This window comes from Embleya hyalina (genome assembly GCF_003967355.1).
Lineage (GTDB): Bacteria > Actinomycetota > Actinomycetes > Streptomycetales > Streptomycetaceae > Embleya > Embleya hyalina.
This window is the reverse complement of sequence record NZ_BIFH01000029.1, coordinates 107,035-128,836: the sequence shown is the minus strand read 5'-3', so window position 1 is coordinate 128,836 and position 21,802 is coordinate 107,035. Positions and strand designations below refer to the sequence as shown.

The 21,802-nt window shown below is 73.0% G+C and carries 21 protein-coding genes; 13 read left to right on the top strand and 8 right to left on the bottom strand.

All coding sequences use genetic code 11. The features are described from left to right. Positions 1 to 60: 60 nt before the first annotated feature. The 5 genes from EMA17_RS31860 to EMA17_RS31845 all read left to right on the top strand — a co-directional run bounded on the left by EMA17_RS31860 (position 61) and on the right by EMA17_RS31845 (position 7,063). The gene (locus EMA17_RS31860) at positions 61 to 966 is read left to right on the top strand and encodes an SDR family NAD(P)-dependent oxidoreductase (RefSeq protein ID WP_126640627.1); all 906 of its coding nucleotides are present in this window, start codon (positions 61 to 63) and stop codon (positions 964 to 966) included. After that, on the top strand, positions 963 to 1,985 hold the full coding sequence (locus tag EMA17_RS31855) for a TIGR03617 family F420-dependent LLM class oxidoreductase (RefSeq protein ID WP_126640626.1): 1,023 nt from the start codon (positions 963 to 965) through the stop codon (positions 1,983 to 1,985). The genes EMA17_RS31860 and EMA17_RS31855 overlap by 4 nt, the downstream gene beginning before the upstream one ends. Before the next feature lie 355 nt (positions 1,986 to 2,340). After that, positions 2,341 to 2,469: a hypothetical protein gene (locus EMA17_RS55485; RefSeq protein WP_281290552.1), complete on the top strand. Its 129-nt coding sequence runs from the start codon at positions 2,341 to 2,343 to the stop codon at positions 2,467 to 2,469. 293 nt (positions 2,470 to 2,762) lie between these two features. Further along, entirely contained in the window at positions 2,763 to 4,331 is a 1,569-nt protein-coding gene (locus EMA17_RS31850; protein ID WP_126640625.1) for a fibronectin type III domain-containing protein, read from the top strand. A 503-nt stretch (positions 4,332 to 4,834) separates the two neighbouring features. Beyond that, positions 4,835 to 7,063, top strand: coding sequence for a HelD family protein (locus EMA17_RS31845; protein WP_126640624.1), 2,229 nt, complete (start codon positions 4,835 to 4,837; stop codon positions 7,061 to 7,063). 44 nt (positions 7,064 to 7,107) lie between these two features. On the opposite strand, the gene EMA17_RS31840 is transcribed toward EMA17_RS31845, so the two are convergent. Next, positions 7,108 to 8,091 carry an alpha/beta fold hydrolase gene (locus EMA17_RS31840; protein ID WP_126640623.1) on the bottom strand — a complete coding sequence of 328 codons (984 nt, stop codon included), beginning with the start codon at positions 8,089 to 8,091 and terminating at the stop codon, positions 7,108 to 7,110. Between the two features lie 35 nt (positions 8,092 to 8,126). Next, positions 8,127 to 9,056, bottom strand: a complete 930-nt coding sequence (locus EMA17_RS31835; RefSeq protein ID WP_246127027.1) for an SDR family NAD(P)-dependent oxidoreductase — start codon at positions 9,054 to 9,056, stop codon at positions 8,127 to 8,129. A gap of 339 nt (positions 9,057 to 9,395) precedes the next feature. Between EMA17_RS31835 and EMA17_RS31830 the strand changes: the two genes are divergently transcribed. Together EMA17_RS31830 and EMA17_RS31825 are read left to right on the top strand one after the other, a co-directional pair. Beyond that, a complete protein-coding gene (locus EMA17_RS31830) occupies positions 9,396 to 9,719 on the top strand; it encodes a ubiquitin carboxyl-terminal hydrolase 14 (protein WP_126640622.1) in 324 nt (107 codons plus the stop codon). Positions 9,720 to 9,827: 108 nt separating this feature from the next. Then, the gene (locus EMA17_RS31825) at positions 9,828 to 10,817 is read left to right on the top strand and encodes a sigma-70 family RNA polymerase sigma factor (RefSeq protein WP_126640621.1); all 990 of its coding nucleotides are present in this window, start codon (positions 9,828 to 9,830) and stop codon (positions 10,815 to 10,817) included. Here the strand turns inward: EMA17_RS31825 and EMA17_RS31820 are convergent. Further along, a complete protein-coding gene (locus EMA17_RS31820; protein WP_126640620.1) occupies positions 10,728 to 11,150 on the bottom strand; it encodes an STAS domain-containing protein in 423 nt (140 codons plus the stop codon). The genes EMA17_RS31825 and EMA17_RS31820 overlap by 90 nt on opposite strands. A gap of 177 nt (positions 11,151 to 11,327) precedes the next feature. Between EMA17_RS31820 and EMA17_RS31815 the strand changes: the two genes are divergently transcribed. Further along, positions 11,328 to 12,143: an SAM-dependent methyltransferase gene (locus EMA17_RS31815; protein WP_170222279.1), complete on the top strand. Its 816-nt coding sequence runs from the start codon at positions 11,328 to 11,330 to the stop codon at positions 12,141 to 12,143. A 50-nt stretch (positions 12,144 to 12,193) separates the two neighbouring features. On the opposite strand, the gene EMA17_RS31810 is transcribed toward EMA17_RS31815, so the two are convergent. Then, complete coding sequence (locus tag EMA17_RS31810; protein ID WP_126640618.1) at positions 12,194 to 12,970, bottom strand: FadR/GntR family transcriptional regulator; 777 nt, start codon at positions 12,968 to 12,970, stop codon at positions 12,194 to 12,196. Then, on the bottom strand, positions 12,967 to 13,902 hold the full coding sequence (locus EMA17_RS31805) for an aldo/keto reductase (protein WP_246127026.1): 936 nt from the start codon (positions 13,900 to 13,902) through the stop codon (positions 12,967 to 12,969). Before EMA17_RS31805 ends, EMA17_RS31810 begins: the two co-directional genes overlap by 4 nt. 118 nt (positions 13,903 to 14,020) lie before the next feature. On the opposite strand from EMA17_RS31805, the gene EMA17_RS31800 reads away from it, so the two are divergent. Further along, positions 14,021 to 15,220 (top strand): DegT/DnrJ/EryC1/StrS family aminotransferase, encoded by a 1,200-nt coding sequence (locus EMA17_RS31800; RefSeq protein ID WP_126640617.1) that lies wholly within the window; start codon positions 14,021 to 14,023, stop codon positions 15,218 to 15,220. A 103-nt stretch (positions 15,221 to 15,323) separates the two neighbouring features. On the opposite strand, the gene EMA17_RS31795 is transcribed toward EMA17_RS31800, so the two are convergent. Continuing rightward, the gene (locus EMA17_RS31795) at positions 15,324 to 15,902 is read right to left on the bottom strand and encodes a YceI family protein (protein WP_126640616.1); all 579 of its coding nucleotides are present in this window, start codon (positions 15,900 to 15,902) and stop codon (positions 15,324 to 15,326) included. A 179-nt stretch (positions 15,903 to 16,081) separates the two neighbouring features. Between EMA17_RS31795 and EMA17_RS31790 the strand changes: the two genes are divergently transcribed. Continuing rightward, positions 16,082 to 16,516 (top strand): MarR family winged helix-turn-helix transcriptional regulator, encoded by a 435-nt coding sequence (locus EMA17_RS31790; protein ID WP_126640615.1) that lies wholly within the window; start codon positions 16,082 to 16,084, stop codon positions 16,514 to 16,516. 194 nt (positions 16,517 to 16,710) lie between these two features. On the opposite strand, the gene EMA17_RS31785 is transcribed toward EMA17_RS31790, so the two are convergent. After that, positions 16,711 to 17,457, bottom strand: a complete 747-nt coding sequence (locus EMA17_RS31785; RefSeq protein WP_078978742.1) for a nucleotidyltransferase family protein — start codon at positions 17,455 to 17,457, stop codon at positions 16,711 to 16,713. A gap of 138 nt (positions 17,458 to 17,595) precedes the next feature. On the opposite strand from EMA17_RS31785, the gene EMA17_RS31780 reads away from it, so the two are divergent. The 3 genes from EMA17_RS31780 (at position 17,596) to EMA17_RS31770 (ending at position 19,481) form a co-directional block, all read left to right on the top strand. Next, the gene (locus tag EMA17_RS31780; protein ID WP_160161635.1) at positions 17,596 to 18,318 is read left to right on the top strand and encodes a DUF3558 family protein; all 723 of its coding nucleotides are present in this window, start codon (positions 17,596 to 17,598) and stop codon (positions 18,316 to 18,318) included. Continuing rightward, positions 18,315 to 18,905: a hypothetical protein gene (locus EMA17_RS31775; RefSeq protein WP_126640613.1), complete on the top strand. Its 591-nt coding sequence runs from the start codon at positions 18,315 to 18,317 to the stop codon at positions 18,903 to 18,905. The genes EMA17_RS31780 and EMA17_RS31775 overlap by 4 nt, the downstream gene beginning before the upstream one ends. A gap of 111 nt (positions 18,906 to 19,016) precedes the next feature. After that, positions 19,017 to 19,481: a glycoside hydrolase family 3 protein gene (locus tag EMA17_RS31770; protein WP_126640612.1), complete on the top strand. Its 465-nt coding sequence runs from the start codon at positions 19,017 to 19,019 to the stop codon at positions 19,479 to 19,481. A gap of 29 nt (positions 19,482 to 19,510) precedes the next feature. On the opposite strand, the gene EMA17_RS31765 is transcribed toward EMA17_RS31770, so the two are convergent. Next, positions 19,511 to 21,790, bottom strand: a complete 2,280-nt coding sequence (locus tag EMA17_RS31765) for a phosphoinositide-specific phospholipase C-related protein (RefSeq protein ID WP_126640611.1) — start codon at positions 21,788 to 21,790, stop codon at positions 19,511 to 19,513. Positions 21,791 to 21,802 lie beyond the last annotated feature (12 nt).

Genomic DNA, 21,802 nt, shown 5'->3' with positions numbered 1-21,802 from the left:
GGCAACCTCCACACTCCATAGTGCTAAACACAGTCAAGCATCCAGTGTGCGGAGTGTGCCATGCCTTTCGGACCCGACACCACCACCGACGAGGTCCTGGCCGGCCTCGATCCGAGTGGTCGCACCGTGCTGATCACCGGCGGCACCTCCGGTCTGGGCCGGGAGAGCGCGCGGGTGCTCGCGGCGGCCGGAGCCCGCGTGGTGGTGACCGCGCGCGACGCGGACAAGGGCCGGGCGGCGCTCGCCGAACTGCCCGACGGCGTCGAGTACGCGGTGCTCGACCTGACCTCGCTGGCCTCGGTCCGCGCGGGCGCCGCGCAGGTGCGCGAGCGGTTTCCCCGGGTGGACGTGCTGATCAACAACGCGGGTGTGATGGCCACCCCGTTCGAGCGCACCGCCGACGGCTTCGAGCTCCAGTTCGGCACCAATCACCTGGGCCACTTCCTGTGGACCAACCTGCTCGTGCCGACCCTGGGCGCGGGCGCGCGCGTGGTCAACCTCAGCTCCGCCGGACACGTCGCGTCGGACGTGCGCTGGGCCGACCCGAACTACGAGAGCGCGCCGGAGGAGTACCACCCCTGGACGGCGTACGGCGCGTCCAAGACGGCGAACATCCTGTTCACCGTCGAACTGGACCGCCGGCTGCGCGAGCGCGGCGTGCGCTGCTACGCGGTGCACCCGGGCATGGTCGCGACCAACCTCGGCCGATACCTGACCCCCACCGCCGGGCGCGCGCTGCAGAAGAAGGTCACCGCCGCGAAGATGCCGCCGCTCAAGCGGGTGGAGAGCGGCGCCGCGACCCAGGTGTGGGCGGCGACCGCGCCCGAACTGGTCGACGTCGGCGGGGTGTACCTCGCCGACTGCGCGATCAGCGCCGAGCACGCGCCGTGGGCGCTCGACGTCGCCGCGGCGGCGCGGTTGTGGACGCTGTCCGAGGCGCTGGTCGGCCAGGACTTCCCCGGGTGAGGGTCTACACCGGGATGGACCCCCGGATGCCGCTGCGCGAGGTGCCGGCCCACGCGCGGCGCGTCGAGGCGGCCGGGTTCGACGGACTGGGCGTCGCCGAGACCGTGCACGACGCGTTCGCCGTCGCGCTGCTCGCGCTGGAGCACACCGAGCGGATCGTGGTGCGCACCTCGGTGGCCCTGGCATTCGTGCGCTCGCCGCTGCTGAGCGCGTACGGCGCGTGGGACCTGGCCCGGTTCTCCGGCGGGCGGTTCGAACTCGGCCTGGGCAGTCAGGTCCGGCAGAACATCGAGGACCGGTACGGGATGCCGTGGTCGGCGCCGGTGGAGCGGATGCGGGACTACCTGGGCGCGGTCCGGGCCGCGTTCGAGGCGTTTCGGACCGGCGAGCCGCCCGCCCACCACGGCCCGCACCACCGACTCACCCGGATGCAGCCCTACTTCAACCCCGGCCCGGACCCGGAGACCACGCCGCCGAGGATCCTGCTCGGCGGGGTCGGCCGGGGGATGTGCGCGCTCGCCGGCGAGCTCGCCGACGGGCTGGTCACCCACCCCACCAACTCGAATCCGCGCTATCTGGAGACGCTGGCCCGCCCGGCGGTGGCCGAGGGCCGCGCCCGCGCGTCGGCCCCGCGCCGGTTCGAACTGGTCGCGGGCACGCAGCTGATCGCCGGTCCGGACCGGGCCGCGCTCGACGCGGAACGCGAGCGGCAGCGGCGGCTGTTCGCGTTCCTGTACTCCACGCCCGCGTATCGCGGCACGCTCGACCTGTACGGCTGGGGCGAACTCCAGGACCGGCTGGGGGCGATGATCCGCCGCGACGCGTGGGCGGAGTCGGGCCGGCTGATCACCGACGAGGTGCTGGACACGCTCGTCCCGATGGCGACCTACGAGGAGTTGCCGGACCTGATCACGGCGCGCTGGGCCGGTCTGGCGGACGCGGTCACCGTGCCGCTGCCGGGTGATCCGGCGCACGACGGGCGGATCCGGGACGTGGTGCTCGCGCTGCGCCGGGCGTGAAACGGCGGTCCGGGCGCGGCGGTTCGCCGAGCCGCCCGGGCGGCCGGAACGGGGGCGACGGACCCGCGAGCGGGGGGAATGCCCGCGGGCCCGCCTTCCTCGGCGGCGCACTGGGGGGAGGTGCACGCCGCCGGCCACCCCGCCGGTACCGTCCCGGGCCCGGCGGGAGCTTGAGGCCACGATGCCCGGTCGACGGCCCTTCGCGCCGGAGGATCGCCATTTCCGGTCCGCAGCACCGGGCAAACACAGTCCACCTGACGATGATTGGACCTTTCGGGGCGGTCCGATCGTACACAGAATGGAAAGTGGCTCGTCGTTCCGCGAGCCGATTCCATCGTGTCGTCGGGAGTGTCTCGTGAATGTGTACGTCGCCTGGTTCCTCGTCCTGTTCTCGGCGGCGATCGCCCTGCTCGGACCCCGATACGGCGTCGATTCGCGCGACGGCGCCGACTGGTCCCCGCCCGGAGGGCGCCGCCGGGGATGAGTGCCGCCCGGGTGGGGGCGAGTGGGGTCGCTCGTCGCGGACGGGATATCTGACGGATGGTCAGATTTGCCGGGCCGCGCCCGTACAGGCGGCCCGCTGCGCCGAATTCCATCGGGTGATCTTCCGCCGGGGGGCACTCCCGGTCCTTCGCGGCGACCGCTAGCATCCGCGCTGAGGAGCTGCCGGAAAGCCGAGCGCGCGGAATTCGCCGAACCCGGGAAAGCGGGGGTCGGGGTGGGCCGTCCGGTGCCGTCCGGTATCGAGAGCCGCAGCCCACCCGGGGGTCCATCTCCATGCACAGCGTCATTCGCCGTCGTCGCCCGCGCCCTCGTTCCCTCGGCGCGGGACTGCTCGCGGCGGCGATCGGGCTCGCCGCACTCGCCCCGGCGGTCGCCGCGGCCGCGACGCCGGCCGGCATCCGCTCCCGACCCGCCGCCCCGACCGCGCCGGGCGGCAGCACGCAGGTGCAGACCCCGGTCACCGGGGCGGGCGAGCATCGGGTCACCGTCCCGGCCGGCGCGACCGCGATGACCGCCACCGTGTACGGCCGGGCGGTCGGCGGCGCCCAGGGCACGTCGGTGGCCGGCTCCGCCGCGGTGACGGCGGGCGGTCCGCTCCAGGCCGGCGCGACGCTGGTGGTACGGATCGCCGACGACGCCACGACGCTGTTCTCGGCCTCGACCCCGCTGCCCTGGCTGCACGCCCCCGCCGCGGCCGTCGGTGTGCCCTACGCCGATCCGCTCGTCTTCCCCGGCGCGCAGACGTCCGCGACCGGCGGCGTCGGCGACGGGCACGCGCTGCTGTCCTTCACCGTGCCCGCCGCGCAGGTGGGCGACGTGCTGCCCGCCATCGACTTCGGCGCCTCGCCCGTCGGGCAGAAGGCCACCCGCAACCTGCCGATCACCACGAGCGGCGACGTGCCGTTCATGATCTCCGCCGCGACCGCGGACGGCCCGTTCGCCATCGACCCCGGCGGCACCACCTGCGCCTTCGGCCCGGACACCAACGTGCCCGGCGGATCCTCGTGTTCGTTCGCCGTCGTGTTCACCCCGACCAAGCGCGGCACCGCCGCCGGCAAACTCACCCTGACCGGCAACATCCCGGGCGGCAGTCGCACGGTGACCCTGGCCGGGGTGGGCAGCGGGAAGCCGGGCGCCCCCGGCGGGTTGTCGGTGACCGCCGGGCAGGGGCAGGCCGTGCTCTCCTGGATGCCGCCCGCCGACACCGGCGACAGCCCGCTCACCAACTACCTGATCCACCGCTCCACCAACGGCGAGGCCGCCGCCGGCGCGCCGCTCGCCACCCTCGGCGCGGACACCCTGACCTACACCGACCAGGGCCTGGACAACGGCACGACCTACTCGTACACGGTGAGCGCGGTCAACGCGGTCGGCGAATCCGACCCCTCCGCCGCCGTCGACGGCGTGCCCTCGGCCGCACTGGTGCTGCCGGCCGCCGCGCTGCCGCCCGCGACCGTCGGCCGGGCCTACACCGCCAAGTTGGCCGCCCAGGGCGGCACCGCCCCCTACCACTGGATCGCCGACGATCCGCTGCCGCCGGGCCTGACCCTGGACCCGGACAGCGGAGTGATCGCCGGCATACCGATCGCGGCCGGCGAGACCGGATTCGGCGTCACCGTCTCCGACAACGCGCCGACCAAGCACGAGGCCAAGGCCCGCTTCGGGATCACCGTGACCGCCGCGGTCGAGGCCGCCGGGCCCGCGCGCGCCGCCCTCGCGCCGGGCGACGGCGGCGGTGGCGGCAGCGCGGGGACCTCGACGTGGCTGTGGGCGACACTCGGCGGCGTCGGCCTGATCGGCGTGGTGATCGCGATACGCCTCCTCCGAGCCCGCCGCACCTGACCGTCCCCCACCCCACGCCGGACGCGCGAACCCGTCCGGCGGGGAACGCCCCGAGCGAGCCCTCCCGTCCGGCGGCCCCCCGAGCGGTCGCTCGTCCGAGGGGACGCCTTCGAGGGGTTGCCCGTCCCGGTCGGGCGTGTCGGAGCGGTCTCCGGCCCGTGTCGGCCACGCCCGAGGGGCTTCCCGTCCCGAGAGGCACGCCCTTTGCGAGGTCTCCCGTCCGGGCCGGCCGCGCCTGAGGGGATTCCCGCCCGGGGCCTTCCCGTCGACGGGTCCCGGTGCCCGGGCGGTCGCCGGCTCGGGGTGACCCGCCCGGGCGTCGCGGATGGCGGCGCGGGTCCCGAATACTGTGTCCTCTGTCCTCCGGGGGAGCACCCCCGACCCCAGCCGCAACCCCCGTGGGCGGATCGGCCCGCGGGAAGACGGCGCCGGCGACACATACGATCGTCGACGCCTCGTCCACCGTGGGCGCCGACCTGTGTCACGTCACAAGGAGCTTCTCTATGCCCGCGCCGGCAGGCGACCCCCAGGCCAAGGAACACGAGCTCGCCGCGGAACAGGGCCACGTCGACCGCTCCTACGCGCGCCTGGAACACATGCGCGACGAAGCCCAGGCACTGCTGCGGCAGGGCTACCGGCAGGCGCAGGTCGGCACCCGCGCGGCCCTGGTCGAGCGCGACGTCATGGTCTACCGCGCCGAACTGTGGGCCCGCTCACTCGACGCCGCCGACGACGGACTCGTCTTCGGCCGGCTCGACCAGCTCGACGGCGAGACCCGGCACATCGGCCGGATCGGCATCCGCGACGAGGACAGCGAGGTGCTGGTCGTCGACTGGCGCGCCCCCGCCGCCGAGGCCTTCTACCGCGCCACCCCCGACGACCCGCGCGGCGTGATCCGCCGCCGGGTCCTGCACTGCCGGGGCCGTTCGGTCGTCGACATCGAGGACGACCTGCTCGACCCGGACGCCGCCGGCGACATGGTGATCATCGGCGACGGCGCCTTCCTGGCCGCGCTCTCCCGCACCCGCGACGGCTCGATGCACGACATCGTGGCCACCATCCAGCGCGAGCAGGACGAGGCGATCCGGGCGCCCATCGACGGCTCGGTGCTGGTCCGCGGCGGCCCGGGCACCGGCAAGACCGCCGTCGCGCTGCACCGCGTCGCGTACCTGCTCTTCCAGTACCGCCGCCGGTTCGGCTCGCGCGGCGTGCTCGTGGTCGGCCCCAACCCCCGCTTCACCGCCTACATCGAACGGGTCCTGCCGTCCCTCGGCGAGGGCGGCGCGGTGCTGCGCTCGCTGGGCGACCTCGTCGACGGGGTCGAGGCGGCCTACCACGACGACGCCGCGGCGGCCCGGCTCAAGGGCGCCGCGGTGATGAGCGGGCTGCTCCGCCGCGCCGTGGCCGACGTGCCGGCGGGCGCGCCGACCGAGTTCGTGGTCTCGCACCGCGGCACCCGGATCGTGCTCGACCACAAGGCGCTGCGCCGGATCCGCCGCGAGGTGCTGGCCAAGAACCGCGGCGGTCCGAACACCGCCCGCCTCCAGGTGGCCCGGCAACTGCTCACCGAGCTGTGGGGCCGGCTGCTCTCGCGCGGCGCCGGCCGCGGCGAGAAGGACGCCTTCCACGAGGACGTGGCCGCGCGGGACGAGTTCGCCGCGTTCCTGCGCGCGTGGTGGCCGCTGCAGCGGCCGGTGGACGTGCTGGCGGGCCTGGCCGACCCCGAGCGGCTGCGCCGCTTCGAGCGGAACCTGACGCCCGAGCAGGTGGCCGTGCTGGCCGGCTCCTGGGCACGGACCGCGCGCACCGGTGAGGTCTCCTTCCACGACGTGGCGCTGATGGACGAGCTGACCGGGCTGCTCGGGCCGCTGCCGCGCAAGCGCACGCCGGTGCACGGCAGCCCCGACGAGGACAACCCGTACGTGGTGGACGGCCGGGACATCTTCAGCGGCGAGACGGTCGGCCGGGACGTGCCCGACGAGATCACCGAGGTGACCACCTACGCCGACCGCATGTCCGGCGGGCGCGGCGCGCGCCGCGCCCGCGACGAGGACGAGGACGAGCCGGTCGAGTACGCGCACATCGTCGTCGACGAGGCGCAGGACCTGACCCCGATGCAGTGGCGGATGCTCGGCCGCCGCGGCCGGCACGCGACCTGGACCATCGTCGAGGACCCCGCCCAGAGTGCCTGGGAGGACCCGAGCGCGTCGGCCGCGGCGATGGCCGAGGCGCTGCGCGAACGCCGCCGGTACGAGTTCGAGCTGACCACCAACTACCGCAATCCGGTCGAGGTGGCCGACGTCGCCGCCCGCGTGCTGGTGCGCGCGGTGCCCGGGGCCCGGCCTTCGCGGGCCGTGCGCAGCGGCGGCGAGCCGCCGACCGTGCACGCCACGGCGGGGGAGCGGACCGGTCCGGTGGTGCGCAAGCTGGTGCGCGAACTGCTCGACGCGGGCGAGGGCACCATCGGCGTGGTCACCCCGGTCGGCGCGACCGAGGACCTGGCGGCCGACCTGGCCGGCCTGGACGCGCGCGTGCAGCTGATGGACGCGCTCGACGCCAAGGGCCTGGAGTTCGACGTCGCGGTCATCGTCGACCCGCGCGGGATCGTCGAACAGTCCCCCAACGGCATGCGCACCCTCTACGTCGCGCTGACCCGGGCCACCCGGCTGCTCGCCGTGGTCACGGGGGATCCGGATTGGACCGCGGAGCTGCTGGGCATCGAGCCGAGCTGAGGTTCCCGGGCAGGCCCGGAAGCCGGGCCCGCGGCCGGCTGTCGTCAAACGCCGGACGGGCCGGATCGCATCGGTCCGTCCGGCGTTCGGGTGCGGGACACGCCGCCCACGCACATCTCGCGCAGCGGGTCGATCACGCTGTCCGGGCGTTCGGTGAAGACCATGTGACCGCAGTCGGGGGCTATGTGCAGGGTGGCGTCGGGCAACTCGGTCGCCAGCGCTCGGCTGTGGGCGAGCGGGGTGAGGCGGTCGTGGGCGCCCACCACGATGTGCACGGGTACGGTTCCCAGCGCCGCCAGCGCGCCCGCCTTGTCGTGCCGCGCCAGTGCCGGGAAGAAGCCGCACACGGTGGTCATCGGCGTCGCGAACAACATCCGCGCGCACTCGCGCACCAGGATCGGATCGGCGTCGGGACCGAACAGGCTCCGGCGCACGACCCGCAAATGACCCGGCCGGTCCGGGCCGGGGAGGAGCGTGCGGCCCCGGGTGAACACACGCGGATACCGCTGTCCGAACGCGAAGAACCGGCTCTGCGCGACCGACCTGAGCCGCACCGACGCGGGAAACCCGCGGCCGGTCGGCACCAGGTCGCCCGCCGACGTGCCGACCAGGACCACCCCGGTGATCCGCGACCCGAACAGCTCCGGCCGGGCGGCGGCCAGGGCCATGATCGTCATACCGCCCATCGAGTGCCCGCACAGCACGACCGGGCCGCCGGGCGCCACCGCGTCGATCACGTCGGCGAGATCGTCGCCGAGCAGGTCGATGGTCCACGGCGAGGCCCGCCCGGCGGTGGATCGCCCGTGTCCGCGGTGGTCGTAGGCGACCGCCCGGACACCCGCCGCCACCAGCGCCTCGACCTGGGGCCGCCACACCTCGCCGTGCAGCGTCCAGCCGTGCGCGAAGACCACCGTGACGGCCGCGTCCGGCGGCCCGGCCACCCGCGCGACGAGCGCCGCGCCGTCGCCGGTGTGGATCGTGGTGTCGTGCCGAAGGAGAGTCCCGGTGCCCCCGGTGTCCGTCGCCATGTCCGCCTCCCGCGCCCGCGCCCCTCCGCTACTTTCTACCCACCGGTAACGGGGTCCGAATACCCCTTCGCCGACAAAGCCGGCGCCGAGCCCGCCCCGTCCGGCGGGAGCGCGGGCCCGGTCGGGGCCGAAGTGTTCGCCCCCGGCCGCCGGGACACCATCCGCACCAGCGGTTCGAAGACCGAGCCGAGCAGCCGCGAGCCGACGTCGATCGCGGTGGCGTCCGCGCCGACGAAGACCCGGGACCGGCCGCGCCGCACCCCGCTCAGGATGATCCGCGCCGCGCGCTGCGCCGAGGTGCGCGAGACGGAGTCGTGCAGGGCCACCACCCGGTCCTTGTCGTGCCCGGCGGCGGCGCGCGAGTTGCGCACGATGTCGGTCCGGATCCCGCCCGGATGCACGGTGGTCACCCCGACCCCGGAGCCGGAGACCCGCTGCTCCTGGCGCACCGACTCGGTGAACCCGCGCACCGCGTACTTGGCCGCGCAGTAGGCGCTCTGCGAGGGCACGCCGAACAGGCCGAACACCGAGGAGATGTTGACCAGGTGCCCGTCGGGCGAGCGGCGCAGGTGGGGGAGGAAGGCCTTGGTGCCGTACGCCACGCCCCAGAAGTTGACGCCCATCAGCCACTCGAAGTCGTCCCAGGACATCTCCTCGACGCCCGCGGTCAGCGCCACGCCCGCGTTGTTGACCACCAGGTCCACCCCGCCGAAGCGCGCGGCGGTGGCGTCCGCCCAGGCGAGTACGGCGGCCCGATCGGACACGTCGAGGACCTCGGTGTGCACCTCGCGCGCGCCGAGCCGGGCCGCCCGTGCGGCGGTCTCGGCCAGTCCCTCCGCGTCCACGTCGGCCAGCGCGAGGCGCGCGTCGTGCGCGGCCAGCTCCGTCGCCAGCGCCCGACCGATGCCCGATCCCGCGCCGGTGACGACGCACACCCGGCCGCTGAAGTCCCGTATCACACGCACTCCCTGGGGATAATCGGATAATCCGATAACGGGCCTGTGCATCCCGTCGAGACGCCGTCCGCGAGGACCGGCGCCGCCATCCGGAGGCTACTGAGAGCCGCGAGCGGCACGGAAGACCGGGTACGGCGCGGCCGACGAGCGGACGGGCGGTAAGCGCGCCGTGACCGAGGCGCGGATCCGGGGCACGTGACCGAAGCGCGTGACCGAAGCGCGTGATCGAGGCGCACGATCGCGGCGCGCGCGGCGGTCCGCGCGCCGGGGAAGGTCCGCGTGGTAGGCAGGGGACGATCGGGCGCACGCAAGGGGTGTCGCCCGCCGCGCCGGACGAGGAGTACGACGATGGCCGGGACGCAGTACCAGGTGGTCCAGGACGGTGCCGGGCGGCCCACGGACACGCCCTGTGCGCACCTCGACACACTGCCCGAGAACGTGCGGCCGGGGTCGACCGAGGGCTGCGAGGACTGCCTGCGCGACGGCACGCGGTGGGTGCACCTGCGGGAGTGCCTGACGTGTGGGCACATCGGCTGTTGCGACAGCTCGCCGAACCGGCACGCGACCGCGCACTGGCACGCGGCCGACCATCCGCTGGTGCGCTCCTTCGAGCCCGGCGAGGAGTGGGCGTGGTGCTACGCCGACGAACTGGTCGCGCTGCCCGTGGACTGACCCGCCGTCGCCCGGCGCGCCGCGCCGCGCCGTGCCCGGGCGATTGTCGGTGCGGCTGCCTAGACTCTGCCGCGTGGTCGATGAAGCCCCAATTCGCGGGAGATTCCGATGAGTGACCTGGTCGCGACGGACGGCGTCGACGTGGTCGAGGAGCAGTTCGAGCCGTTTCGGGTCGAGCTCACCGGCTACTGCTATCGGATGCTGGGCTCGGTCTTCGAGGCGGAGGACGCGGTCCAGGACACCATGGTCCGCGCCTGGAAGAGCTTCGACCGCTTCGAGGGCCGCTCGTCGGTGCGCTCGTGGTTGTACCGGATCGCCACCAACGTGTGCCTGGACAGCCTCAACGGGCGCGAGCGCCGGGCCCGCCCGATGGACCTGTCCTCGCCGGTGCCCGCCTCCTCCGCGCTGACCCCGGCGCGACCCGAGGCCACCTGGATCGAGCCGATCCCCGACGGCCGGGTCGTGCCGAGCGTGGCCGACCCGGCCGAGTTGGCGGTCGCGCGCGAGAGCGTACGACTGGCCTTCGTCGCCGCGCTCCAACACCTGCCCCCGCGCCAGCGCGCGGTGCTGATCCTGCGCGAGGTGCTGGCCTGGAAGGCGAGCGAGGTGGCCGAACTGCTCGGCAGCTCGGTCGCCTCGGTCAACAGCGCGCTGCAGCGCGCCCGGGCCGCGCTCGCCGAGAGCGAGGTCACCGCGACCGATCCGGTGCGGCCGATGGACGAGGAGCAGCAGTCGCTCCTGGCCCGCTACGTGGACGCCTTCGAGCGCTACGACCTCGACTCGCTCACCGCCCTGCTGCGCGAGGACGCGACCCTGTCGATGCCGCCGTACGAGCTGTGGCTGCGCGGGCACGCCGACATCCGCGAGTGGTTCCTGGGCACCGGCATAGGTTGCCGGGGCTCGCGCCTGGTCCCGATCGTGGCCAACGGCACGCCCGGCTTCGGCCAGTACCGCGCCGGCGGTCCCGGCGGCGGCTTCGAGCCGTGGGCGCTGCAGGTCATCGAGATCTCAGAGGGGCGGATCATCGGCCTCAACTCGTTCCTGGACGTGCCGCACCTGTTCCCGCTGTTCGGCCTCCCGGCGACACTCGACGCGTAACCCCGCCTCCCTCGGGCCGGCCGGGACGATCGTGTCCAGGCCGGTCAGCGTGAGCAGGTCGCGCAACTCGCCCGAAGCGCCGCGCAGACGGATGCGTCGGCCGAGTCCGCGCGCGGTCAACTGAAGGCGGGCCAGCGCCTCGATCACGGCCAGGTCCGGACAGACCAGGGCGCTCACGTCGCACGGCAGGGGGTCGGCCCGCTCGTGGCGGAGCAGTTCGACCAGGCGCGCACACAGACCGGGCACATCCGCGCGGGTGAGCGGGGCGTACACGATCAGGGCGGGGGACCGGGGGAGGACCGATTCGGGGGGTGGTTCGGGTGGTTCGACCATCGACGACCTCCTGTGACGACGCTGTACCCGGTGATGACCGTTCCGCCGGGCAAAACTCATCACGGGCCGTCGGCCCGGGGCCGCACGGCGAGTGCGACGGTTCGGTCAAATCCCTTGTGAAGCGGTCGGTTTGGGTGTCGTAGGCTGACGCGGTACCGACTTCGAGGGGATGACACGTTGTCCGAGCAGGACTGGGCGCCGACCGGGATCGACATCAGTCGTCCCCATCCCGCCCGTGTGTACGACTACCACATCGGCGGCAAGACCAACTACCCGGTCGATCGTGAGCTCGCGGAACGGTTCATCGCGGTCGCCCCGCAGACCTCGGTGACCGCCCTCGACAACCGGGCCTTCCTCGGGCGCGCGGTCCGCTACGCGACCGAGCAGGGCATCGACCAGTTCCTCGACATCGGCACCGGGATCCCCGCGCCGGGCAACACGCACGAGGTGGCCCAGGAGATCGTGCCCTCGGCCCGGGTGGCCTACGTGGACAACGACCCGATCGTGCTCGCGCACGCCCGCGCGCTGATGCCCGCCACCGATCGGGGTCGGACCACGTTCACCATGGGCGACGTGCGCGAGCCGGAGAAGATTCTGGCCGCCCCCGAGGTGCGCGAGGTGATCGACTTCGACCGCCCGGTGGGGCTGCTCCTTGTGGCGATCCTGCACTACGTGGCGGACGCCGAGGACCCGGCGGGCATCGTGAACCGACTGCTCGACGCGGTGCCTTCGGGCAGCCTGCTGATCGCCTCGCACACCACGTCGGACTTCCTGCCGCCGATCTCGGCGGAACGGGTGCTGGAGATCAACGACGACGCCGAGTTCATGCTGCCGCGCCCGCACGCCACGATCGCCGGCTACCTGACCGGCGTCGATCTGGTCGAACCCGGCCTGGTCCAGGCTCCGTTGTGGCGCCCGGAGGAAGGCGCCGACCTCTCACCCGAGCGTCTGTCCCAGTCCTGGATCTACACCGCGGTCGGCCGCAGGAACTGACCGCCGAACACGCCGACCCGGCTCGCGGGGCACCACTTCGCGCCGGCCGGTCACGGGGACGTGATCGGGGTCGCGGAGTGGGACTTGAGGGGGTAGTCCTGGGCGGCTTCCAGGTGGCGGACGGATTCGCGGTAGACCTCGGTTTCGTCGCCGGCCTCGATCAGCGCGATCAGGTGCTCGTGTTCGCGAAGTCCCGCGCGTCGCACCCGCTCACCGGTGTCGGCCAACGCGTCCCGGGCCCACTCCTGCTCCTGCTGCGCCCACAACACCTCGACCGCGCCCAGCAGGATCTTCATCGTCTCGTTCCCGCACAGCAGCACCAGCGCCTCGTGGAAGTCGCGCGCCGCCCGGATGAACGCGGGCCCGTCCGCCACGGCCCGCTCCATCCGCGTGTGCACCTCGCGCAGCCACGGCACCACCTCGGTGGCCCGATCCGGCCGTGCCGCGCACAGCGCCGCGCACACCGGCTCCAGCCGCCGCAGGGCCTGCGCCAGGTCGTCCAGCCGGACCTGGCGCGCGTGCATGACCATGCCGAACATGTGCGCCGCGTCGGCCGGTTGCGGGACGTGCACCACCGCGCCGCCGGTGTTGCCGCGCTTGACGGTGATCAGGCCCTCGGTCTCCAGGATCCGGAACGCCTGACGCAGCGTGGTGCGCCCGACGCCGAACTCGGCGATCAGGTCGTCCTGTTTGGGCAGCATGTCGCCGTCCCGGAGCGGCCCGTCCAGGATCCGGCGGCGCAGCCGGCGGGCCAGCTCGTCCGCGATGCCGGAATTGTGCAGAGGTCGCTCGGTGCCGGCGCGGACCGGCCGCGCCGCGGCGTTCACGCCGGTACCGCCGCGGCCAGTTCGGCCGTCTCCGCGACCTGGGTCGCGGTCAGCTCGCGGACCGCCGCCGCGTTGGCCGCGATCTGTTCGGGGCGGGTCGCGCCGACCAGGACCGAGGCCACCTCGGGCTGCGCGGCGAGCCAGGACAGGGCGAGTTCGAGCAGGGTCAGCCCCTGCCCCTCGGCGTAGTCGGTGAGCCGTTCCACGATGGCGAAGTTCTCGTCCGTGGCCACCGCCTGAGCGAAGCGCGGGATGGCGCCGAACCGGGTGTCCTCGGCGAACGCCTCGCCGCGCCGGTACTTGCCGGTCAGCAGACCGGACGCGAGCGGGAAGTAGGGGATCACACCGACGCCGAAGTGCCGCGCGGCGGGCACCAGTTCCCGCTCGATGGTGCGGTCGAGCAGGCTCCACTCCAGCTGCGCGGCGACGAACCGGGTACCGCCGGCCACGTGCGCGGCGTCGGCGAGTTGCCACGCGGCCAGGTTGGACGTACCCGCGTAGCGCACCTTGCCCGCCCGGACCAGGTCGTCGAGCGCGCCCAGCGTCTCCTCGATCGGGGTGTCGGGGTCGGCGTAGTGCTGGTAGTACAGGTCGATGTGGTCGGTGCCCAGGCGCCGCAGGCTCTCCTCGCACCGGCGTACCACGTGCCGGCGCGAGGAGCCCCGGCCGTACGGCCCCTCGGCCACCTTGGCGCCGAACTTGGTGGCCACCACCACGTCCTCGCGACGGCCGCCCAGCGCCTTGCCGAGCAGCACCTCCGACTGCCCCCCGCCGTAGACGTCGGCGGTGTCGAACAGGGTCACGCCCGCGTCGATCGCCGCGCCGACCACCTTGTCGGCGCCGCCCTGGTCGATCCGCATGCCGAAGTTGTTGCAGCCCAGGCCGATCGCGGAGACCTTCAGGCCCGACCTGCCCACCGTGGTGTATCGCACGCTCTGCTCCCGTCGTCTTGTCCGCCCATCATAGCCATGATAGCTATGACACATCGCCAACTGACACACCGTCAGCCACGCCCGCGATCGCGGCACCACCACGAGGGTAGGCACACTCATGCGCAAGATCCCGTACGCCGGCAGCGTGCACGACCAGGCCGAGATCGACGCCATGCTGGCGGTCCTGAACGGACCCCCCTCGGCGATGGGCATCGGAGCCAACGTCGCGGCCATGGAGTCGCGCGTCGCGGAGTTGTTCGGCAAGCACAACGGCCTGATGTGCAACTCGGGTTCCTCCGCGCTGTATCTGGCGATCGAACTGCTCCGCCTGTCGCCCGGCGACGAGATCATCACCTCCACGCTGACCTTCTCCACGGACATCGCGCCGATGGTCAAGGCGGGCCTGGTGCCCGTGCTCGTCGACGTCGAGCCGGACACCTACCAGATCGACCCGGCCCGGATCGAGGCGCTGATCGGCCCGCGCACCCGGGCCATCCTGACCCCCAACCTCGCGGGCAACGCCCCCGACTGGGACACGATCCGCGCGATCGCCGACCGGCACGGCCTGAAGGTGGTCGAGGACTCCTGCGACGCGCTCGGCGCCACCCTGCGCGGCACGCCCACCGGCACCCGCTCGGACATCTCGGTGACCAGTTTCGCGATGTCGCACATCATCACCTGCGCCGGCAACGGCGGCATGGTGCTCACCGACGACGAGGAGCTGCGCGACCGCGGCCTGCTGCTGCGCCGCTGGGGTCGGCGCAGCGAGGTGCAGCTGTTCGGCTCCAAGCGCGGCAACCGCGACTTCTTCGAGGAGATCGACGGCGTCCTGTACGACAACCTGTTCATCTTCGACGAGATCGGCTGGAACTTCGAGCCGTCCGAGCTCGGTGCCGCGTTCGGCCTGGCCCAACTCGCCAAGCTGCCCCGCTTCCTGGCCACCCGCCGGGAGCATTTCGCGGCCCACCACGCCTACTTCGACGCCCGGCCGGAGTTCACCGCGCCGAGGCAGACCGAGGGCCTGGAGACGGGCTGGCTCAACTTCCCGATCCTGCTGAACGACGACGTCCCGTTCAGCCGGGGCGAGATGCAGTCCTGGCTGGAGCGGCGCGGGGTGTCCACGCGCACCGTGTGGTCGGGCAACATCCTGCGCCAGCCCGGCTTCAAGGACATCGTGCACCGCGCCGACCCGGCCGGCTATCCCCACGCGGACCGGGTGATGGAGCGCGCGCTGATCGTGCCGATGAACCACCGGATGGACGCCGGCGACGTGGCCTACATCCACGAGCAGGTCGACGCGTTCCTGGCGAGCCGCTGACGGAGCGCCGCACGCGGCGAAGGGCGGGGCCGGGCGCGTGTCGCGCCCGGCCCCGCCCTCGCGTGCGACGGAACCCGGATGGAGGCCGAACGGAACCCGGGCCTCAGTCCTCCTGACGGATCGCCTCGCCCTCGATCTCGATCGCGATCCGCTTGGACACCAGCACGCCGCCGCTCTCCAGCGCCTGGTTCCAGGTGATCCCGAAGTCCTCGCGGTCGATCGTGGTGGTCGCCGAGAAGGCGAGCACCTCCTGGCCCCACGGGCTGGTCGCCAGGCCCTCCAGTTCGAGGGCGAGTTCCACCTCGCGAGTGACGTCCTTGACGGTCAGCTCGCCGACCAGGGTGAAGGCGCCGCCCTTGTGGCCGGTCAGCCGCAGTGTCCGGAACTTCATCGTCGGGTACTTCTCCACCTCCAGGAAGTCCGCGCTCGCCAGGTGCGCGTCGCGGTCCTTCTGGCCGGTGGTCATGCTCGCCGTCGCGATGCTCGCCTCGACCCCGGACTCCAGCGGGTTCTCGGCGATGGTGATCTCGCCGGAGAATTCGCCGAACTGTCCCCGCACCTTGCTCACCATCAGGTGTCGCGCGGTGAACCCGACCCGGGTGTGGTTCGCGTCGAGCACGTAGGTGCCGGGCGTGGGGATCGTGAGCCCCTGCCAGTCGCGGCGGGGGGTGGTGGCCGTCATGTCGTTATCTCCTCGTGGACGGAGTTGTTGTCCTGCGGATATCGACCTCAACAACATATTGAACTGACATATTCCACTTGTCAACTACTTGCTATGATGGACGGATGCACACTCCCCCGAGAGCCGCATCCCCCACCCCTTCGACGGCCACGCCCTTCGACGACCCTCGCATCACCGCGATGGGTTTGCTCGTGGAGGTCTACACCGGCCTGATGGATCGCCTCAGCCCGCAGCTGGGCGAGCACGGTCTGTCCACGGTGGACTTCAACGTATTGGTCCGCCTGGCCCGCTCCTCGGAGCAGCGCCTGCGGATGAGCGATCTCGCCGCACAGACGTCGCTGTCCACCTCGGGGGTGACCCGAGTGGTGGACCGCCTGGAAAAGGAAGGACTGGTCACCCGCGAGAACTGTCCCACCGACCGCCGGGCCCTGTTCGCGGTGCTCACCCGCGACGGCGCGGACCGAATAGGCGGGGTTCTGCCCGGCCACGTCGAACTGATCCAGACCTGGCTGCTGGATCCGCTGGCCGACGGTCAGCTCGACGGCCTCCTCGACGGCCTCCGGGTGGTGCGCGACACCGCCAACCCGGGCGCGCGAGCGGGCATCACGTCCTGATTCCGCGGCCTTGAAGCGGTAACTCGAAACCGCCCAAACCCGTGGCCGCGGGGGTCACGGGAAGCGGGACGAGATCCCGAACGACACACTCACCACCGGAGGAATCCGCCGACATTCCCGGGGAGAAGATTCCGGCCCCGGTCGCGACCGCGACCGGGGCCGGACCTGTTCCGACGGGGTACTCGCGAGCCGGCTCAGCCCTCGGCGCGCAACTCCCGGGCCGCCTCCGACAGATCCTTGGCGGTGTCGATCGCCCGCCAGTACGCGCCCTGCGGGATCGGGAAGCCGGCCAGCTTCTGCGCCCGCGCCAGGCCCGGGAACGTGGTGCGCTCGTGGTCGCCCACGTCGGGCAGCAGCGCGGTGAACTCGGGCGCGAACACGTATACGCCGGCGTTGATCAGGTAGGGCGAGGGCGGCGCCTCGATGAAGTCCAGGACGTGCCCGTACTTGTCGGTCTCCACCACCCCCCACGGAATCCTGGGCCGGGCCAGCGCGAGCGTGGCCAGCGCGGTGCGCTCGTGGTGGAAGGCGGCCATCTCGGTGAGCGAGAACCTGGTCCAGATGTCGCCGTTGGTGGCGTACCACGGCTCGTCCGGACGCGGCAGCGCGGCGGCGGCGAACTTCAACCCGCCGCCCCGGCCCAGCGGTTCGGTCTCCACCACGGTCTCCACGCGCACCGGCAACTCGGCGCTCTTCAGCCAGTCCTGCAGCACTTCGGCGAGGTGTCCGCAGGAGACCACCACGTCGGTCACGCCCTCGGCGGCCAGCCAGCGCAGCTGATGTCCGATGATCGGGGTACCGGTGCCCGGGATCTCCACCATCGGCTTGGGCCGATCGTCGGTGTAGGGGCGCAACCGTGAACCCTGCCCGCCGGCGAGGATCACGGCCTGCGTCACCGCGCGGGCCCCCGGATGGGTGGTCGAGTGTGGAGCGGAAGTCATGGGCGCATTATCCCGTGCGGGAGTCGCCTCGGGGTCCCCGGGCAGGTGCAAGGGAGGTACCGCTCGTTCGGGGAACCCTCGGGGGCCTAGGTTCATCTCATGGACGACTGCACTTCGAACATCGGGGGGAACACCAAAGTGCGCATCAGGACCGTCCGCGCCGGCGTCGCGGTACTCCTCGCCCTGGCCGCGGCCGGCGCGACGGCCGGCTGCGGTACCGACAATCGATCCCCGCTGGACACCGTGCGCGCGCTGGAGAGCCCGCCCGCGTCGAGCCCCCGGGCGAGCGACCGGCCCACGGATCGCCCCAGCGAGAGCACCACCCGCCCGCCGCGCCGCACCACCGCGCCGCCCACCGGCGGCACGTCGTCCTCGCCGAGCGCGTCCGCGAGTTCGTCGTCGAGCGGCACCGCCGCGCCCGCGACCGGGCCCGCGGCGCCCTATGTGAACGACCCGTGCAAGCTGCTCACCGTCGCCGAGGTGGCCTCGTTCATCGGACTTCCGGTGGTCAAGGCCGAAGTGGACGAGAAACTCCACTCTTCGAGCAGTTCGTTCTGCGACTACCGCGATTCGCGCGGCTTGTCCATGATGACGGTGATGATGTCGACCAGCGATCCCCGGTACAGCAGCGCCGAGCAGGCCGCGAAGGGCACGATCGGCGCGAGCGACAACCCCGTGGCGCTCGCCGGCGTGGGCGACGCGGCCTTCACCTACCGCGATTCCACCGCCAACGGCGTCGTGTGGGCCAAGCGCGTGGGCGACACCTACCTGGACGCCGACGTCTACGTCACCCGCAGCGACAAGGACGTCCCGCCCGATGTGCTGGCCACGATCGCCCGGACGATGATCGGCCGGGTGTGACCGGGCGCGCCGGGTCCACCGCCGGCCTGGTGGCCGTGGTGGGCCTGGCGTGCCTGCTCGGCGGCTGCGACGGCGACGACCCGGCGCCGCGACACACGGCCTCGGCCACCCTCACTCCGGGCGATCCCGCGGGCGCCCCGCCGCGGCCCACCCGCGCGGCGCCGGCCGGCAACGCGCCGCCGGGCAGCGGCTGCGACCTGCTCTCGCTCACCCGGGTCGAGGAGGTGCTGGCGATCGGCCCCGTGCACACCCGCCCCGCTGAGGCGGGCCGCACCTGCGACTACCTGGACGGGCGCGAGCAGCGGGTACTGACCGTCACCGTCGGGCAGTTGCCCCAGGCGATGGTCGGCGGGCCGGTCGACGCCGCGCGCTCGTCGGCCACGGGCAGCGGCCCGCGCGAGACGCTGCCCGGGATCGCCGAGGCCGCGGTGCTGTACCAGGACCCCGTCCGCGGTCTGGGCCTGGCCTTCGCCCGAGCCCGGGGCGACCTGGTCGTCGCGGTCGACATCACCGTGCCCGTCGCCGACCGCGAGCGCCTGGTCGCGCTGGCCCGCACGGCGGCGGCGGCGCTGGAAGTGGCCGGCTGAGCGGGCCGATTCGGGGTAGGCGCCGGCAACCTGGTGCTCGAGACGTCGTCCCCGGCGCGTAGGGTCCGGGGTCAGGGCGGCGCGTGCCGCGGCCAGGAGGAGGGCTCACCCATGCCGGATCGGGACCCGCACGCCGTCGTGCTGCTCACGAACCGCACCAGCTCACGGATCAGCACCAGCGGCGGCCCGGCCCTGCCGCTGCGCGACGCGCTGCGCGTGTACACCGAGCACTTGGACATCGGCGTCGCGGCCCGCTACGCGACCGTGGTGAGCGATCTCGCCGACGCCGACGTGGCCCTGCTGCGGCTGCCCGAGGACCACGCCGACGCCGAACTCGACCGGATCGTGGACATCGCCGCGTCGGTGCCCACAGTGGCCGTGATCGACCTGTTCCGCCCCGCCGCGGTGGCCGATCTGGTCGGCTACTGCGCGGCGTTGCTGGGCACCAGGGGCGCCGACGACGTGGGCGTGCTCGACGTGGTGTTCGGCCGCTACGCGCCGGCCGGCCGGCTGGTCGACGCGCTGCCGGCCGACGCGGAACCGCTCTTCGAAACCGGGCACGGCCTGTCCTATTGACCACCTACTGTCGATAAATTGACGGTCCATCAGTGTGATTTCCGGGTGATGTTCAACACGTCCACCGCGCCCTTCGTGTCGCCGATGCCGGCGAAGTCGACGGCGACGAAGTTCACCGGCGCGCCGCGCTCGCGCTCGCACCGGCGGGCCCGATCCAGCAGGAACGGGCGCGCGTTGACCTGTGCGGCGTCGGTGCGACTGCCGCCGGTCGCGGTGACGAAGTTGTTCAGCAGGAACAGCCGCTTGTCGGTACCGCCGCGGTTGGGCAGGCAGTTCATCTCGGTCGGGCTCGCGTACGCGTAGGGCGTCTCCATCCCGTAGCGGTAGAAGTTGCGGTACCACGGGGTGGGTCCGTCGGCGCGCTCGGCGAAGACCACCAGGCGTCGGCCGCGGTCGATCATCGTGCCGAGGGTGGGCCACGGTTCGCTCGGATCCGCGGCCGGGGTGAACAGCAGCCGGTCCAACCCGGCCTCGTGGAAGGCCCATTCGGTCGCCTGGGCGCTGATCGCGTCCTGCACGATCAGGGTCACCACCTCCCGCGGGTTGCGGTCCATCCACTGCCCCACCGCGCGCAGCGTGTCCACCATCGGCAGCGCGCCGCCCCGGCACACCGAGTGGCAGAACCACAACCCGGGTCGGGCCGGCGCGACGTCGTTGACCACCCCGGCGATGATCCGGCGCGAGTCGGGGTCCAGGTCCGACTCGGCGAGCCGGCTCGCCACCTCCTCGGGCGCCTCCCACGTGTAGGAGTCCACCAGCAGGCCCCGCACGCCCGCGTCGAGTTGGGTGACGATGTCCGCGTCCTGGAGCGGGCTGAGGAAGCGCGCCGCGGTCGAGGACATCGAGTTGTGCGTGGCCAGGTAGGCGACCTGGTCGTAGCGCCGACCGCACAACTCGGTCATCCCGTTGCAGCGCTCGCCGTGCGACTTCGAGCCGGAGGTGGGCACCGGGACGAAGACGGTCAGCGCGAGCGCCCCGGCCGCGGCCACCGCCGCGCCGGTGGTGAGCACGCGGCGGGTGGTGTGGCGCACCGGCGCGGCCCGCCGGTGCCGGTGCCGCTCCCACAGCGCGATTGCGCCGAAGGTGACCCCGCCGAACACCAGCGGTACCGCGGCGGCGGCCAGCCACACCCCGACCACGTCCCGGGCCGCCGCCTCCTGGAGGTCGCCGGTGAGCCGGGTCACCGAGGGCGCCCACCCGTCGCGGTCCTCCGGCACCACGTGCGGCAGCAGGGCCCAGCCGATCAGGCAGCCCGCTCCCGCGAGCAGCCCGCCGCCCGCCAGCGCCAGGGCCGGCAGCCGCAACCGGGCCGCGCCGCGCGTGGGGCCGGTCCACCACAGCAGCACCAGGCCGAGCAGCGCGGTGACACTCGCCGCGATCAGCAGCCGACCCAGCCCGAACACGGTCATCGCGCGCAGTTGTTCGAGTTGACCCAGGCGCATCTCGGTCTGCTTGGCCCGGTTCGCCCGCAGGTCCAGGGTCAGGTCCCAACTGCCGCCGTGGGACAGGCCGGTCAGGCCCAGCTGGGCCTGGCGCACCTTCTCGCCGAAGATCACCGGGACGACGGCGACCAGTACCCCGCCGAGGTCGTCGGCGCGCAGCGAGGCCACCACCTGCCCGCGGATCGGCTCACGCGCCTCGACCGGCAGCCGGGCCAGGATCAGGTCGGCCACCTCGGGGGCCGCCGCGGGGTCCAGGTTCAGCGCGGGCAGCGCCTCGGGCGGTCGGCCCTGGGCCAGCGCGTCCAGGGCCTTGGAGACGTTGTCCACGAGCGCGGGCGCGTTGTCCTGGGTCACCCGGGGCACGTCGCCGGTGAGGTCGCCGACGTAGACGTCGGCGGCCTTGCCGAGGTTGTTGATCACCGGTTTGAGGTCGACGCTCAGCCGCAACTCGCGCTCGTCGCCGCGCAGGTATCCGACGATGTGGCCGACCTGCACCCGGACCATGCCGCGCAGCGTGGACGGCGGCAGCACCAGGCGCAGATTGGCGGTGACCTGGTTGGGCGGTATCGGCAACCGGCCGAGCAGGTCGTTGCGCACGCCGGCCAGTCGGGGGTCGACCAGGACCTCGTCGTACAGCCGGTCGTAGGCGTGTTCGCGTTCGAACACGCCGTCGTACCAGTCGGCGGAGAGCACGGTGCTCCGGGCGACCCCGAGCCCGGTGATCACCGTGACGGACAGTACGACCAGCGCGGTCAGCAGGGCCCGCCACACCCGGCGCCACCGGAGCCAGGCGTCGCGGGCCCGGACTCGGCGGGACACCTTGCCCACCACGATCGGACCGGTCGTCTCAGCACGATAGGAAATCATCACCAACCCGAA